The following is a 16190-nucleotide window of genomic DNA, read 5'->3' on the forward strand; positions in this document are numbered from 1 at the left end:
ACAACTACACAAGGAGTTCCCTCATGATGTTGGCTGATCCAAGTAAAAAATATCGTCGCATGTACCAACGTGTAGACTTGCCTGACCGTCAATGGCCAAATAACGAAATCAATAAAGCGCCAATTTGGATGAGTACCGACCTTCGTGATGGTAACCAAGCGATTTTCGAACCAATGAACATCGAACAAAAATTCAAAATGTTTGAAATGTTGGTCAAAATTGGCTTTAAACATATTGAAATTGGCTTTCCTTCAGCTTCACAAATTGATTTTGATTTCACCCGTAAGTTGATTGAAGAAGGTCATATTCCAGATGACGTTTATATCGAAGTCTTGGTGCAAGCCCGTGATCATTTAATTGCACGCACCTTTGAAGCCTTACAAGGTGCGAAACGCGCCATTGTGCATATCTATAACTCAAACTCACCCACTTTCCGTAAAAAAGTATTGAATGTTGATGTCAATGGTGCAAAGCAATTGGCAATGAATGCGGCAAGCAAAGTAAAAGAATATGCAACCAAACAGCCTGAAACTGAATTTATTTTCCAGTACAGCCCAGAATGTTTTACAGCAACAGAATTAGAGGTTGCTAAAGATATTTGTGATGCTGTGACTGAAATTTGGGAAGCATCGCCTGACAATAAAGTTATTTTAAATTTACCTGCAACTGTTGAGGTTTCAGGTCCGCATGTCTATGCCGACCAAATCGAATGGATGCATCGTAATTTGAAACGTCGTGATGGTGTGATTATTTCAGTGCATTGTCACAATGACCGTGGTTGTGGTATTGCAGCATCTGAGTTAGCGATCATGGCTGGTGCTGATCGTGTTGAAGGTTGTGTATTTGGGAATGGTGAACGTACTGGTAACGTTGACGTGGCTGCAATTGCATTAAACATGTACACACAAGGTGTGGCATGTGAGTTAGATTTCTCAAACATTAACGAGATTATTGCCACAATAGAAGAATGTACTGGTTTGCCTGTACATCCGCGTCATCCATATGCAGGTGATTTAGTCTTTACTGCATTCTCGGGTTCTCACCAAGATGCAATTAAAAAAGGCTTTGAGTTCCAAAAAGATGAAGAAATTTGGGATATGCCTTACTTACCAATCGACCCTAAAGATTTAGGTCGTGATTATGATGCGGTGATTCGTGTCAACTCACAGTCGGGTAAAGGCGGTATTGCTTACTTGCTAGAATCTAACTATAACGTGGTTTTACCTCGTCGCTTACAGATTGAATTCTCACAAATTGTTCAGCAAGTTGCAGATGAAGAAGGCGTTGAAGTTTCAGCTCAACAAATTTGGACCTTGTTTAAAGATACCTACGTTGCTGCAAAAGATGCACATTATTCAGCAAAAAACTATAGATTGTCAGATGAAAATGGTAGTCAAGTGATTGAACTTGATGTGGTCATCAATGGTGAAACTCAGCACTTACGTGGTGAAGGGAATGGTCCAATTTCTGCGATTTTAAATGCACTTCAATTACCAATTGATGTCTTAAACTACGAAGAACGCAGTATCAGTTCAGGCGCACATGCAAAAGCGTTGGCATTGATCGAACTTCAAGTCCAAGGCACAGGTAAATCTGCATTCGGCGCTGGTGTACATGATAATATCGTCACCTCTTCAATTGAAGCAATCATTGCCGCAACCAATCGTTTGATTGACCAAGGTGTTTTAAGTACTGAACAAGTCATCGCAGCTGCTGTATAAGCCATATCAATTAAAAGACTTTAGAAAGGATGCCCCCTAGTGGTATCCTTTCTTTCATTCATGGATATTAGCAAGTGACTTTCTCGAATAGCTTTATGCCTCTCAAAGATAAAAAATACGTGGAAATTTCATCCATGATTGTTTGAGATCAGACAGCTGTGAATGAGTAGCGAGTAAGTTCCGTAGTGATTCATAAGATCGTTCTGTTGCAAAGCTTTGCATTTCATTTTCCAAAATGGAAAATAAGTTAAAGCCAGTGAAGTGAAGACATTCCATTTCGACTCACTATCGCTCTAGACATCATCACTCATTCTGAAAGTGAACTTTAATGATAAAACACTATTGTGAAAACCATGGAATATCATTAATTTATTAGCTATATAGATGTCTTAGATATCTCTAATATTCGTAATTTATCGACCTTCTAAAACTTTAAGGTGAACATTTCCAGTGTCTTTTCCAGCTGATTCAGTGGGGCTCGTTACTCCACAAAAGTTTGAATTTGAAGAACCGTTAGAGCTTGAGTGTGGTCGAGTATTGCCACGCTATGAAATCATGGTGGAAACCTATGGTGAGCTCAATGCAGATAAATCAAATGGAATTTTGATTTGCCATGCACTTTCAGGACATCATCATGCGGCTGGCTATCACCACGAAGACGATAAAAAAACAGGCTGGTGGGATGCATGTATTGGGCCAGGTAAAGCCATTGATACTTCGAAGTTTTTCGTGGTCGCACTCAACAATATTGGAGGTTGTAGTGGCTCAACGGGACCCACTTCACCTAACCCTGAAAATGAAAATCGCCCATACGGTCCCGACTTTCCATTAGTGACTGTACGTGATTGGGTTAAAACCCAAGCCCTCCTCTCTGACCGCTTAGGGATAGATGTTTGGTATTCAATCATTGGTGGTTCTTTAGGTGGCATGCAGGCTTTACAATGGTCTGTGGACTATCCAGATCGTTTACAAAAATGTGTCATCATTGCCAGCGCACCAAAGCTTTCCGCACAAAATATTGCATTTAACGAAGTGGCACGTCAGTCTATTTTGTCTGATCCAGATTTTCACAATGGCCGTTATTTAGAACTCGATAGTTATCCAAAACGTGGCTTAATTTTGGCACGTATGGTGGGTCATATTACCTATCTTTCTGAAGAAGCCATGAAACAAAAATTTGGTCGTGATTTAAAATCAGGCAAGTTTATGTATGGTTTCGATGTTGAGTTCCAAGTTGAAAGCTATCTGCGTTATCAAGGCGAACAATTCAGTCGAAACTTTGATGCCAATACTTATCTGATCATGACCAAAGCCTTGGATTATTTCGATCCATCACGTGAATATGAACAGTCACTCACTAAAGCCCTATCAAATACCAAATGTCGCTTTTTAGTAGTGTCATTTACAACAGACTGGCGTTTTAGCCCAGAACGCTCGCAAGAGATTGTCAACGCCTTGATTACCAATCAAAAACCTGTGAGTTATTTGGATATCGATGCTGAGCAGGGCCATGACTCATTCCTATTCCCTATCCCCTTGTACGTCAAATCCTTACGTGCATTTTTAGGTGGTATTGAACACCTTAATTCAACACCTAAGGAGGCTTTGTAATGCGTATTGACCAACAGCTTGCAGAAAAATGGATCAATGCTGGTGCGAGTGTGCTCGATTTAGGTTGTGGTGATGGCGAATTATTGTCACAAATGAGCAAAAAACAGCAAATTCACGCTTATGGGCTAGAAATCGATCAAGAAAAGATTGCAATTGCCGTCAGCAAAGGGTTAAATATTATACAACAAGACTTAAACCTCGGTTTGGGACGCTTTGCCGACCAGTCTTTTGACTATGTGGTTATGGCACAAGCTTTGCAAGCTGTAGATGCACCTGATGTGCTTCTGCGCGATATGGTGCGTGTGGGGAAACAAGCAATTATTACGTTTCCTAACTTTGCGTATTGGAAAACACGGTCTTTCCTTGCACTGAAAGGCAAGATGCCTGTTTCTGATGCCTTACCGTATATGTGGTACAATACACCTAATATCCACTTATGCACCTTTCGTGATTTTGAAGCATTATGTGCTGAAAATCAGATTCAAATTATTGATCGACTCGCTGTAAATGGGAACCAACAAGGTAGCTTTTTAAGTAAAGCCATACCGAATTTGTTCGGCGAAGTCGCTATTTATCGAGTGAGCGCTCTATGAAGAAATTATTATTAGGCAGTACGTTATTTTTTGGGCTAGTGAGTATTCAAGCCCATGCGGACTATGTACCGCAGCAACAACAATCTGTATCAGCAATGGCAGCACAATATGCACATATGAATGTGACAGATTTGCAAAAAGCAGCCAAAGCTGGTCAACCTGCTGCACAATTTTATTTAGCAACACATTTCCAGGCTGGTACTGGCGGTGTATCTAAAGACCTTAAACAAGCATTTACATGGTTTAAAGCTGCGGCTGACCAAGGTATTTCTGCGGCTCAGTTGAATGTTGGTCGTATGTATGCTGATGGTTTAGGCGTTTCTAAAAGCGAAACATCTGCGCGTCAATACTTTGAAAAAGCAGCAAGCCACGGCGATAACCGTGCAAGCTTTAATCTTGCGGTGATGGAAGAGCAAAAGAAAAACTACATGGGCGCTTATCAGTGGTATGAGCTTTCTACACGTGATGGTATGTTAGACAATAAAGTAATTAACATGTCGCAAACCAAAAAAACTGCTTTGGCTGCTAACTTAACTCAAGACCAAATTCGTACTGCAACACAACGTGCAGATCAATGGATTCAAGCTCAATAATTTGATTTTCATCGATCATAAAAGCACCTTCGGGTGCTTTTTTTACTGCTATCCATTTAAGTATTTCAACTGGGATTGTTGACAATGCAAGACCTATTCAAACAATTAATTCAATATGAATGCGGGTTGCATCATCGTGATCGTCAAAACTTTCAAATACTTGATCAACGGTTACATCCAGATTTTAAAGAAATTACCAAATCAGGGTGGGTTGTGCATAAAGCCCAAATGATTGAAGCACTTTTAAACGATACAGATACCGACATCATTCAAGCACAGGATTTTCAAGTTCAGTCGTTATCTGATCATAGCGTTTTACTGACCTATCAAAGCCATCAAATCAATGTGGCAACTCAAGCTCAATACAATGTGGCTTTACGCAGTTCAATTTGGGTTATGAATGATCACGGTATATGGCAAATGATTTTCCACCAAGGCACCACTTGTGCATTTGAGAAGTAAATCGAGTTCTTCTATGTATGGAAAAATATGCAAAAGAAAAAATATTATGCTTCACGCAAACAAATAATTCCTTTGGCGATTTTTGCTGGAATTTTGGCCTGCCCCTTTTGGGCTGCGACCGTGCTTTTAATCTTGGAAATATTTGAATGGAAGAATGGCTTAAAAAGTCTCTTTTCGCTATTTCTTGTTACGCCATTGGGTCTCATTGCTTATTTTTTCAGTAATAAAGCTATTCAGATATTTAGCAATCAACGTCCTATTTTAACCCTCTCCCAAGACATGATTAGAAGCATTGATTTTAAAGGTAGAGTGATCATTAAAAAACACATTAAAATACCAGAGATCTATGAAGTTGAGCTCAAAAAAACCTTACTTGATCGACAATACTATTTACTTTTTATCATGAAAGATAACAGCAAACAGAAACTCAATGTTGGACTAGGTTTTATGAAAAATGAGGATGTTCTCGATTTAAAACAACAGTTAGACAAACGCATTAGCGCAAAAGCAAAACATATCCAGTAAAGCGTAAAGGACGAGAGAATTTAGCCGCATTTTATGACACAGATTAAGTTAAAATAACTCAATTTTAAATTTTGAGTCTGCATCATGTCATCAAAAGATTGGTTATCACAAGGAACACTGGTACTCGCAAGCAATAACAAAGGCAAAATTGCTGAATTTGAAAAATTGTTTGCTGAATTGGCTTTACCCGTTGAAGTGATTCCTCAAGGTCAACTGAATATCGAAGACGCGATTGAAGATGGCTTAAGCTTTATTGAAAATGCAATTATCAAAGCACGTCATGCGAGCCGTATTTCAGGTAAACCTGCGATTGCTGATGATTCTGGGATTTGCGTTCCCGTATTAGGTGGAGCACCTGGAATTTACTCTGCACGTTATGCAGGTGAACATGGCGATGATGCAGCCAATAATACAAAATTGCTGGAAAACCTTAAGCCTTTACGCCAAGACGATCAAGCGATTGAAGCAATGTTCGTGTGTGTATTGGCATTGGTTGAACATGCAGATGACCCTTTACCACAAATTTTCCAAGGGATCTGGCAAGGTGAAGTACTAGAGCAAGCTCGAGGTGAAAATGGCTTCGGTTATGACCCACTGTTCTGGTTACCCGAGCTAAATATTTCAAGCGCAGAAATGAGTAAAGCAGAAAAGAACAAAATTAGCCATCGTGGTCAGGCGATGCAATTGTTTAAAGCAAGCTTGAAATAAGCAGTTAAAACCAGCCGTTTAAAATCATACGATTTTGTTAGATTCCTCCTCGCCTTTGAGCAAAGGAGGAATATGATGGATATCGCTAAAACTTATCTAAAACGAAGCAAAATAAACCAATCAACCGATAAAACTATAAAAAATGAATCAACACACCATATAGGATGCATACCACACAACTGACTATCGTTCCCGAAGCAATATATTTTGCTGAAACCCCAGTGCCTTGATAGTGGGTTTCCAATGCGACAATATTGGCAGCTGGCGGTAAACAAAACAGTAAAAACATCACCCCAATATATTGATGGATCTGTGGAACAGGTAAAAAGAAATAAGCCAGACTGCACAATACAACACCACAAACTAACTTTAATATTGCGAGCTTAGTACTGGACAGTAAATCCTCGATATGGACTTTGGTTTTTCTTAACCACATCCCCAATACACACATACCAGTAAAACTCATACTCCATTTAGCCAGAGTATAAATCCAATTAATCCAATCATTTGTCTGAAACTGTTGCACATCAAAACAACGTAAAAGCCCTGCAATGATCAAGGCAATCACAGGTGGCGATTGCAGTACTTTTTTGATAAGCAATTGTTTGGATTGCGGGGCTGAACTTACCGAAGTCACCGCCCAAGAGTTTCCAAAAATTGAAACCCCGATATAGAGTGGTATCATCAGCATACTATTGTCTGGACCAAATATAGCCAAGGCAATCGGAAAGCCGAGCCATGCCATATTGGTATAGCTAAAACACAATGAAGCTAAACGATCTTTAGACAGCGTGAGATAAATAAAGAAAAGCGTAAAGCATGAGAAAAAAGCAAATAAAATTAAAGCAATACTGCCCGATTTATAAAATACCATATTGTAAATAATCACAATCGGGATAAATAAGCGAGCCAACAGCAAAGACATGAATGATTTTAAGTTTACTGAAAATTTGCTATTTGCCAGTATCAGCCCACAGATAAATGATAAAACTGGAAATAACAAAGCCACAATACTACACCTTATTCTCAAATCATGAACATACTAGCATTTTCCAAATATAGATAACGTTTAACATATCAAAATAATTTATAAATATTGTCTGTCTTTAAATTGAAATATTAGTGTCACTTTTTTGTCATGGATAACTGTTGTTATAGCTGTTAATAAATAGGAGTTAAAACTATGGCTGGATTATCGATTTGGCATGTACTTATTTTTGCAATCGTTGTGATTCTACTATTTGGTACATCAAAGCTAAAAAACTTAGGTAAAGATGTTGGTGGTGCCGTCAAAGATTTTAAGAAATCGATTAAAGAAGAAGAGGCAACAACTGCTTCACTGACTGAAACGCGTACACTAGAACATCAAACTAGCAATACTGATGTGAACTCTACAGTAAAACACTAATCGGTGAGGCGTAGATCATGTTAGATGTTGGATTTTCAGAACTGTTAGTGTTTGGGATCATTGCGCTCTTGGTATTGGGACCAGATAAACTTCCTGAAGCTGCGCGTTTTGCTGCCAAATGGTATAGCAAATTTAAACGTGCAATTAGTAGTGTCCAAAATGACATCGACCGTGAATTACGTCTTTCTGAATTTAGAGAACAAATGCAACAAGAGATGCAAAAAATTCAAGAACTTGAACAAAAAATGCAGGCTCAAATGCAAGAGTTACAACAACAAAAAATTGCTGTAGAACAAGAAAGTCATCTCGCAATAACAGACAATAAAAAAATTCACACGACTTATCATAAACTCGATATTACGGTTCCCGCTATTTATATGTCAAAGACTTGGTTAGATAAACAAAACTGTACTGTAACTCGACCACAAATTGTTCTTGTTAAAGAAGTACCGCAATTGAAGGTGGCTGTATGAGCGACTCATTAGCACCACAAGTACATGATGCCTCATCTACCGAGACGCCGCCTTTAGATGCGATGCCGATTACTCAACACCTGATGGTGTTACGTAAGCATTTATTTAAAATTGTTGGCGCGCTCATCGCTATATTTTTTTGTTTATTGCCATTTGCCAATAAGACCTATATTGCGTTATCAGAACCACTCAGAAAACAATTACCTGCAACCTCAACCATGATTGCAACTGATGTTACAGCAACCTTCATGGCGCCGTTTAAGTTAAACTTCTTTATTGCGCTGATGTTGGCGATGCCCTTTATCATCTATCAACTTTGGGCGTTTATTAAACCTGCATTATACGAAAAAGAAAAAAATCTAGCATTTCCATTGTTGTTTGGCAGTATTGTGCTGTTTTATTCAGGGATCGCTTTTGCTTACTTTATTGCATTGCCATCCATCCTGCATTTCTTTATCAGTGTTTCACCAGAAACCGTCGCGCCAATGACTGACATCAATAGTTATTTAAGCTTCTGTCTAAAATTATTTTTGGTATTTGGTGTGACCTTTGAAATCCCAATTATTACTTTAGTTTTAATTTTAGTTGGCTTCGTCACCACTAAAACATTGGCTGAAAAGCGTCGCTTTATCGTGGTGGGATGTTTCTTCGTGTCTATGTTTATTACCCCACCAGATGCAATTTCAATGATCATGCTCGCAATTCCAATGTGGATGCTATTTGAGCTGGGTTTATTGCTGGGTAAAGTGATTGAAAAACGTAAAACTGTAGATGCTTAACTATCAAAATAAAAAACTTTTTAATATTTAAATGACTTCTTTTGAGGTCATTTTTATTTTAAGTTTGTTAAATTCTTTTTTAGAAACAATTATTAAAACAAGTCTATTGCTTAATCTTCTGCCCTTTTATTCAAATACATTAGATCTATTTCACAAGTCGAAAAATGATCATGTTGAGTGAATTATATTGCGATCGAAAGTTCCTTCTCCCCTCGGGAGACGGTTAGGATGAGAGCGATTTTATACTGATCTATGCTTTTGATAAGCGTTTATAAAAGAAGCCTATTATTAAGAGCTCTTTGTTAAAAATCTCTATTTTTTAAAACAATTGAAAGTTAATCCAGTTTATTCAATTCACCAAGCAGATATCATGCTTAATCAGTCATAACCTAATTCTTATAGAAATTGAACAACGGAGTAATGGTCTAAATATAAATATGACAATCCTATTACTTTCTTAAAATAAGATTAAATTTAACCAATATTAAATATAAGAGTAAGAGATCTTACACATTTGTTCTGTATGTTTTTAAGCTGAATCAAAATCACATTTAATCAAGACTTAAAGCCAAAGGGAATCGTATGACAGACCTCACGCCATATCATGAAAATCAAGAGTTAGATAACAATACTTCGAATAACACGCATTTCCGTGACATTTTAGAACAACGGATTTCTCGTCGTAGTTTAATTACAAAAACAGCAAGCGGTGCAGCTGCTCTCGCTTTAGCATCGAGCCTAGTTGGTTGTAATGATGACGATGACAATAATTCAACACCCACCACGACAATTAAAAAACCTGAAAAATTCACCTTTAACCCTGTTGCAAAAAACCTCAATGACATCGTCACTGTTCCTGCGGGTTATGAAGCAAATGTGCTTTATGCTTTAGGTGATCCATTAATGCAGACGATCCCTGACTGGGATGATAACAATGTTCCTTCAGGGGTCAGCTTTACAGCACGTTCAGGTGACTGTCATGATGGTATGAGCTATTTTGGCTTAAATTCCAATAGCTCTAAATATGATGCTAAAGCGTCAAACCGTGGCTTACTGGTCATGAATCATGAATACATTAATCAAACCTTCTTACATCCTAAAGGTGCAACAAAAGTAAATGGTCGTCGCCCAGAAGATGAAGTGATTCGTGAAGTCAATGCGCATGGTGTTTCCGTCATTGAATTAAAGAAAGATGCAACTACACAAAAAGTAGAGATTGTTAAAAGTTCTCCATTTAATCGCCGTATTACAGCGTCAACGGTCATGGACTTTGCAGGCACAGTTGCAGGTTCAGACTTGGTGAAAACCAAATACTCAAGCTCAGCAAAGCAAACACGCGGCACACATAATAACTGTGGTAATGGTTATACCCCTTGGGGAACTTACCTCACCACAGAAGAAAACTTTATTGGATACTTTGTGCGTAATAAAGGTGATGATGCAAAACGTAGTGCGGCTGAGATCATCGCACTGAATCGCTATGGTTTAAAAGATGGTGCCAGCTCACGTTATGGCTGGGAAACCGCGATTGGGGCAATCGAAAGCCAAGATTTATATGACCGCTGGAACTCTTCAATTACTGCTGACTCCGCAGACAAAGATTATCGAAACGGCGCAAATACCTTTGGTTGGATTGTTGAAATCGATCCGTTCGATAGTCGTTCAAACCCCGTTAAACGAACATCTTTAGGTCGCTTTGCGCATGAAGACTGTCGCTCAAGCCGTTTAATCGAAGGGGAAAATCTAGCCTTCTATATGGGCGATGACTCACGTGGCGAATATATCTACAAATTTGTATCTGATGCGAAGTGGGATGCAAAAGATGTAAATGGTGGCTATCGCGCTGGCGATAAATATATGAACAGTGGCAAGCTATATGTTGCGCAGTTCAATAATGATGGTACAGGTAAATGGATTGAATTGGCGTATGGTAAAAACGGTTTAAATGATAGCAATACCGTCTATCCTTTCAAGTCTCAAGCCGATGTCACTACTTTTGCACGTTTAGCCGGTGATTCAGTCAAAGCCACTAAAATGGATCGTCCAGAATGGGTTGCGGTGAACCCAGAGAATGGTGAAGTCTATGTCACACTAACCAATAACTCGAACCGTGGTACAGCACATGCATTAGATGCCGCAAATCCACGAAACTATAGCGACCCAGAAGGTGGTAAAGGCAATGTAAATGGTCACATTATCCGTTTCCATGAAAAAGATAATAAAACTACAGCTGAAAGCTTTACTTGGGACATCTACCTCTTTGGTGCTGAAGCAAAAATGGCCAGTAACATCAACTTGTCTGGGTTAAATGATAATAATGATTTATCTTCACCAGATGGTATGTGGTTCGACCCACGTGGTGTACTTTGGATTCAAACGGATGATGGTGCTTATACAGATACCACCAACTGTATGATGCTTGCTGCACTCCCTGGTAAAGTCGGTGATGGCGCAAAAGCAATAACATCTGCTGGGCAAGAAACGATCGTGGGTAAACAAGTCACTGATGAAAACCTGCGTCGCTTCCTAACAGGTCCAAAACAATGTGAAATCACGGGTGTCACCATGACACCCGACTACAAAGCCATTTTTATCAATGTTCAACATCCAGGTGAAGACTCACCTAGCTTTGATAAGCCTTCAAGTAACTGGCCTGCATCACAAAAAGATCCAAGCAACAAGACTGCTCGCCCACGTTCTGCAACGGTCGTCATTACTCGTAAAGATGGCGGTGTAATTGCTGGCTAATCAACTAAATTTATTTTTTTAAAGCCATAGTGACGAAAGTTGCTATGGCTTTTTATTTTTCAATAGTGCGCTTAATCTCGACTAACTCACCCATATGTTCACCTTGTTGTGTTTTTTCGATCCAATGAATCTGCGTACTGCTTATTCTTAAAAAGTTGGAACAGCGTGTGCCATAAATTGGGCTTTGAATAAATGTTGAAGACAACAACGCTTCCATCTCAGGATTAATTCCAGTATTGGGCAGTAAATCAGGAATAATTTTTCGTTCATCTTCTAAAATATCCCAAACAGCGAATTGTAGATCTTGCTCAGAGATAGAAGGGACTTGCAACATGGGTAAAAATTCTTGGGTAAAGCGTTTACGTAAATGCTTGGTTTTTTCCCAATCATCTGACATCAAGCCATTTGAAACGACAAATACACCTTGGGATAACACTTGTGGGGCTTCACCGCGATTACTCATATAAACAGCTTGCTGTCGATCACCCACAAATAAGTTAAAACCCGCATAATCTCTTTGCTGCTTTTCCAATGCTTGTGCAAAACGAATTGGTGTTTGATCTGACGCTAAAAAGGCTTGAATCAAATAGCCACGCGTAGTGGGATAAGTTTGTTTATCAGCACCATCACGATAATTGGTAATCACTGCCCAACGTCCCTGTGGTGTAACCCCCATCCATGTTCCGCCGGATTGTAAATCTTGCCCTGCAATAATCGGACTGTTCGCCCATGACTGTAATTGAGTGCTTGGACGATGGTAGAATTCGTCACGATTTGAAATTAAACAAACAGGTAAATCATCCAAAACTTGCCAAGCCAATGCCACAATACACATAAAATACATTCCATGAAGTTTACACATTGAATGTACAACATTTTTAATATGTTTCAGCTAAAATCTGTGCAAAATAGAAAATCAAGGATTAGGAATGCTCACCTACCCGAATATTGACCCAATTGCGATATCACTGGGTCCACTCAACGTCCATTGGTATGGGCTGATGTATCTCTTGGCATTTTTATGTGCTTGGGGACTTGCTACTTATCGTGCTAAACAACGTGCTGACTGGAACTCTGAAATGGTTTCAGATCTGGTGTTCTTTGGTGCACTTGGAGTTGTGCTCGGTGGTCGTGTAGGCTATGTTTTATTTTACGAGTTTGGCAAATTTTTAGCAGATCCTATCTGGCTATTTAAAGTTTGGACTGGTGGTATGAGTTTCCACGGAGGCTTCCTTGGTGTAATGATCGCCATGCTTTTGTGGTGCCATAAATACAAGAAAACTTGGTTTGAAACACTAGATTTCATTGCACCCTGTGTACCGACGGGCTTGATGTTTGGTCGAATTGGTAACTTCATAGGTGGTGAATTATATGGTCGTCAAGTTTCTGACCCTAACTTTGCGCTAGGTATGATCTTCCCGACAGATCCACTACATTTGGTTCGTCATCCATCTCAGCTCTATCAAGCGCTGTGTGAAGGACTGCTGCTGTTCCTTATTCTATGGTTCTATAGTGCTAAACCACGCCCACGTTATGCCGTATCTGCAATCTTTCTAATGGGTTATGGCTGTGCTCGATTCTTTATGGAATTCTTCCGTGAACCTGATGCGGATCAAGGTTATATTTTGTTTGGTTGGATGACCAAAGGTCAAATCCTCTCATTCCCAATGATTCTGATTGGATTATGGTTAATTTGGTATGCTTACCAAAAGAAAATTTTTGACTGGGGTCCACAAAAAAATAATTAAGCCTTATGAGCTAAGTTGAAAAAGGTGAAGCTAAGCTTCACCTTTTTTATGCTAAATTATCATTATCCAATTTAAACGAAATCACTATGCTTGAATTTTGGTTTGATCCTAAAGTCTCGGTTGCAAAGAAGCTCATTTTTCTTATTTTATTGGTACTGGTCACTATTGGACTCTATTGGTACCAGCCTTTAACCCTTGATAATATTTTACTTTTTGCAGGTACAGGTATTATTTTTCTGATTTGTCGTTACTGTAAAGTTCATTTTGCAGCCCAAAACCCCACAGGATTTCTTTATCGTTTATTGACCTGGATTCCACTGGCTTTAGTTTTGGCATTGGTTTTTAAAAATATGAACAATGGTGAAATTTTGATCCCAGGCGCTCAAGGTATTGGTTTTATGGCTCTAGCAGTTTGTATTTTTTCACCACTATCCCTACTCAATCAAAATTCGTCTGAACAAGTCTCTAAATAATGTTAGATTTTTGGTATTCAGCGCGCTGTAGTCGTGAAATTAAAGTCGTCATTTCAATCTTAACCTGCGCAATAATTTATTATTGCACCACGATTGAGAAGTTAAGTCCAACGTTTACCGTGATGTGTTTAGCGATTGGAATCTCTACACATTTATTAAGAATGCTCGGGCTAAAAATCTCTAAAAATAATGTCTATACTCAAGGTTTCAAAATTTTATTTTCCATCTACCCTTTTCTTGCACTTATGCTTTTAATGGCTTTTTTACCTGCACAACATAAAATATTGACATCAATTCAAGCCCTTGGCTTTGCTGCTTTAGGTCTATTTATCATGTCAATTTATCAAAATCGCGCAAAACGTTTTGACTAAAGATGTTGTAAAAAAAAGCATTGCAATAAAAAAGGAAGCCTTTCATTCCAAAAGCTTCCTTTTTTATCTTTTAATCCGTAATAGATTAAATGATTTTGACTGTGAAACTAAGCAGCTAAACGATAATACTCATAGGTTACATTTGGGTCTTTATACACATCGTAACTACGCTGTCTAAAGTCAGAAACCCATTGAGAACCTGTAAATCCAGCAATATGGCCATAACGATGGCGACTGGTACTGTTGATGATATAAATATCACCTTCTTGAGGATTATCAAAGTCAGGACGGATTTGCTTATAACCAATCTCAGTTAAAGTCGAACCCCAATCTGAAGCCGCAACTGGATGATCAGAAAAACGTGCACCAGCTGATTCAAGCGCTATACGCACATATCTTGCACAACGATGTGCAGTAGTACTACGTGACATACTGACAAGTTTTTCAGTAAATTTACTAATATCGATTAAGCTTTCTTTCTTAAATGCTTCAGTTTGATTTTTAAAAGTTTCAAATGCTTTATTTTTTAAGTATTCATCTGGTCGAAAATTATTATTTTGATTTTCCGATCGAATCTGAATATGAACCGTGGGATTCACGTATTCATTCATATTAACATTGTGGTCGTAAATCATGCATTGTCCTCAAACTGCCCTTTTGAATTGATTCAAACTACCTTGTTTAAATCAATAACAACTTTTCACAAGCCATGAATAGTAATCAGCAATTCTTAAAATGTAGACTTAAAACATGTAAAAAAATATGTAAGTGTTAATAAATCTCATTTGTAACGCCTCAAGCTACTGAAACTGCTGACATTACACAATTCATCACTTGGGTTTGTTTGTTTAAAAATTAATCAATAGAGGTTTACTCGGCCGTATCATTAAAATATTTTCTTAATCTAATCAACACATTAAACTGTCAATTCAGTCACACTTTTGTTTTATGAATTCAGCAAAATCGTATGCCAAAGAAAGATTTTTTCAATAAAAAGCTGATGTTATCAACATCAGCTTTTTAGAAATTATGCCGTCGGTGCTTAATAACAATCCCAGTTATACACCACTTTAGAGAAATCTCTTTTTTCAAGATCATCCGGATGAATAAAGAAGTTCCCTACACCTGAGTCGCCCCACATGATCTCAATACCTTCAGCTTCACCTGTATCGATCTGCAACAGTAAAATATAATCTTGAATAGATTCATTGTATTCACGCGGATCAGATTGAGTAAAAAATGGATATCCACCTAAACGATGACCGCTTGCGGAAAAAACTTCACTGTACTCATCACAAAACTCTTCTTCATTATCTTTTTCATAAGGGTCTGTGACTTTTTGAGCAAAATCAAAATTATTCATATCAATATAGCTTTCAGCCTTCTCAAACTGAATCGCAGACTGTCCTGCGATAGGACTATAAATATCGTCCTCAACAAAACTTGGAAAATCGCTTTGTAAAAGTGCAAGATCTTGCTCAATCTTGTCATAAAAAACCACCCGAAAGCCATCTTGCTTTTTTTGATCATCAAAATTGAGACCATATAAATCATCATGCGGATTGATAAAAAACTGTAAAATTCCAGACTTTGGATAATGTTGATTTTCTGGCACTTCTGCAAAATTGATCTGCGCCAATAATTGTAGGTCATCACCCTCCGCGCTCTGCGGATATTGCGTCTCTACAGGTAAATAGGGATTTCCACCTACTTTGCTTTGCCAAATCTGTAAATCTTCAGTCGGCACTAATGATATTTCTATACTGTCTTTTTTTGTCGCAATAATTTGCGTTTTATATGGCTGTAAACATGCTGGGAGCTCATTCAAATTTATACTCATTTTCAAATACTCTTAGTTTTAGCTGTTAGATGGATGCAAAACAGAAAATAATCTAGCTTAAAAAGAAACTCAGATTAGTATAAACTCTGAAGCTATTCAGAAACATTACGAATGGGTAATCATGCGACATAATCTGT

At 38.3% G+C, this 16190-nt stretch carries 18 protein-coding genes; 14 read left to right on the forward strand and 4 right to left on the reverse strand.

Annotation, left to right across the window (positions count from 1 at the left end; translation table 11 throughout):
* Positions 1–23 precede the first annotated feature (23 nt).
* From leuA to rdgB, 7 genes are all read left to right on the forward strand, one after another.
* Positions 24–1721, forward strand: a complete 1698-nt coding sequence (gene leuA / locus AC2G3J_RS17210; protein WP_336954557.1) for a 2-isopropylmalate synthase — start codon at positions 24–26, stop codon at positions 1719–1721.
* Between the two features lie 450 nt (positions 1722–2171).
* On the forward strand, positions 2172–3332 hold the full coding sequence (metX, locus tag AC2G3J_RS17215; protein ID WP_004726519.1) for a homoserine O-succinyltransferase MetX: 1161 nt from the start codon (positions 2172–2174) through the stop codon (positions 3330–3332).
* A complete protein-coding gene (gene metW / locus AC2G3J_RS17220; protein WP_004726517.1) occupies positions 3332–3925 on the forward strand; it encodes a methionine biosynthesis protein MetW in 594 nt (197 codons plus the stop codon). The genes metX and metW overlap by 1 nt, the downstream gene beginning before the upstream one ends.
* On the forward strand, positions 3922–4518 hold the full coding sequence (locus tag AC2G3J_RS17225) for a tetratricopeptide repeat protein (RefSeq protein WP_004726515.1): 597 nt from the start codon (positions 3922–3924) through the stop codon (positions 4516–4518). Before metW ends, AC2G3J_RS17225 begins: the two co-directional genes overlap by 4 nt.
* Before the next feature lie 84 nt (positions 4519–4602).
* Entirely contained in the window at positions 4603–4980 is a 378-nt protein-coding gene (locus AC2G3J_RS17230) for a nuclear transport factor 2 family protein (protein ID WP_105713372.1), read from the forward strand.
* A 27-nt stretch (positions 4981–5007) separates the two neighbouring features.
* Complete coding sequence (locus AC2G3J_RS17235; protein WP_336954554.1) at positions 5008–5505, forward strand: hypothetical protein; 498 nt, start codon at positions 5008–5010, stop codon at positions 5503–5505.
* A gap of 84 nt (positions 5506–5589) precedes the next feature.
* Positions 5590–6213: an RdgB/HAM1 family non-canonical purine NTP pyrophosphatase gene (rdgB, locus tag AC2G3J_RS17240; RefSeq protein WP_336954553.1), complete on the forward strand. Its 624-nt coding sequence runs from the start codon at positions 5590–5592 to the stop codon at positions 6211–6213.
* 133 nt (positions 6214–6346) lie between these two features.
* On the opposite strand, the gene AC2G3J_RS17245 is transcribed toward rdgB, so the two are convergent.
* Positions 6347–7222, reverse strand: a complete 876-nt coding sequence (locus tag AC2G3J_RS17245; RefSeq protein ID WP_483770364.1) for an AEC family transporter — start codon at positions 7220–7222, stop codon at positions 6347–6349.
* A 174-nt stretch (positions 7223–7396) separates the two neighbouring features.
* On the opposite strand from AC2G3J_RS17245, the gene tatA reads away from it, so the two are divergent.
* From tatA to AC2G3J_RS17265, 4 genes are all read left to right on the forward strand, one after another.
* Positions 7397–7621, forward strand: a complete 225-nt coding sequence (gene tatA, locus AC2G3J_RS17250; RefSeq protein WP_004726505.1) for a Sec-independent protein translocase subunit TatA — start codon at positions 7397–7399, stop codon at positions 7619–7621.
* Positions 7622–7638: 17 nt separating this feature from the next.
* Positions 7639–8094, forward strand: coding sequence for a Sec-independent protein translocase protein TatB (gene tatB / locus AC2G3J_RS17255; RefSeq protein WP_004818879.1), 456 nt, complete (start codon positions 7639–7641; stop codon positions 8092–8094).
* Complete coding sequence (tatC, locus tag AC2G3J_RS17260) at positions 8091–8873, forward strand: twin-arginine translocase subunit TatC (RefSeq protein WP_056514073.1); 783 nt, start codon at positions 8091–8093, stop codon at positions 8871–8873. The genes tatB and tatC overlap by 4 nt, the downstream gene beginning before the upstream one ends.
* 582 nt (positions 8874–9455) lie before the next feature.
* Positions 9456–11621 (forward strand): PhoX family protein, encoded by a 2166-nt coding sequence (locus AC2G3J_RS17265; protein ID WP_483770365.1) that lies wholly within the window; start codon positions 9456–9458, stop codon positions 11619–11621.
* 52 nt (positions 11622–11673) lie between these two features.
* On the opposite strand, the gene AC2G3J_RS17270 is transcribed toward AC2G3J_RS17265, so the two are convergent.
* Positions 11674–12456: an NRDE family protein gene (locus tag AC2G3J_RS17270; protein ID WP_483770366.1), complete on the reverse strand. Its 783-nt coding sequence runs from the start codon at positions 12454–12456 to the stop codon at positions 11674–11676.
* Between the two features lie 94 nt (positions 12457–12550).
* Between AC2G3J_RS17270 and lgt the strand changes: the two genes are divergently transcribed.
* The 3 genes from lgt (at position 12551) to AC2G3J_RS17285 (ending at position 14213) form a co-directional block, all read left to right on the forward strand.
* Positions 12551–13369: a prolipoprotein diacylglyceryl transferase gene (gene lgt, locus AC2G3J_RS17275; RefSeq protein ID WP_483770367.1), complete on the forward strand. Its 819-nt coding sequence runs from the start codon at positions 12551–12553 to the stop codon at positions 13367–13369.
* A gap of 86 nt (positions 13370–13455) precedes the next feature.
* Entirely contained in the window at positions 13456–13842 is a 387-nt protein-coding gene (locus tag AC2G3J_RS17280) for a hypothetical protein (protein ID WP_336954546.1), read from the forward strand.
* Positions 13842–14213 (forward strand): hypothetical protein, encoded by a 372-nt coding sequence (locus AC2G3J_RS17285; protein ID WP_419328715.1) that lies wholly within the window; start codon positions 13842–13844, stop codon positions 14211–14213. The genes AC2G3J_RS17280 and AC2G3J_RS17285 overlap by 1 nt, the downstream gene beginning before the upstream one ends.
* 107 nt (positions 14214–14320) lie before the next feature.
* On the opposite strand, the gene AC2G3J_RS17290 is transcribed toward AC2G3J_RS17285, so the two are convergent.
* Positions 14321–14848 (reverse strand): hypothetical protein, encoded by a 528-nt coding sequence (locus AC2G3J_RS17290; protein ID WP_004726489.1) that lies wholly within the window; start codon positions 14846–14848, stop codon positions 14321–14323.
* Positions 14849–15255: 407 nt separating this feature from the next.
* The gene (locus AC2G3J_RS17295; RefSeq protein WP_336954543.1) at positions 15256–16053 is read right to left on the reverse strand and encodes a YwqG family protein; all 798 of its coding nucleotides are present in this window, start codon (positions 16051–16053) and stop codon (positions 15256–15258) included.
* Positions 16054–16190 lie beyond the last annotated feature (137 nt).

Source organism: Acinetobacter legionensis (assembly GCF_057165765.1).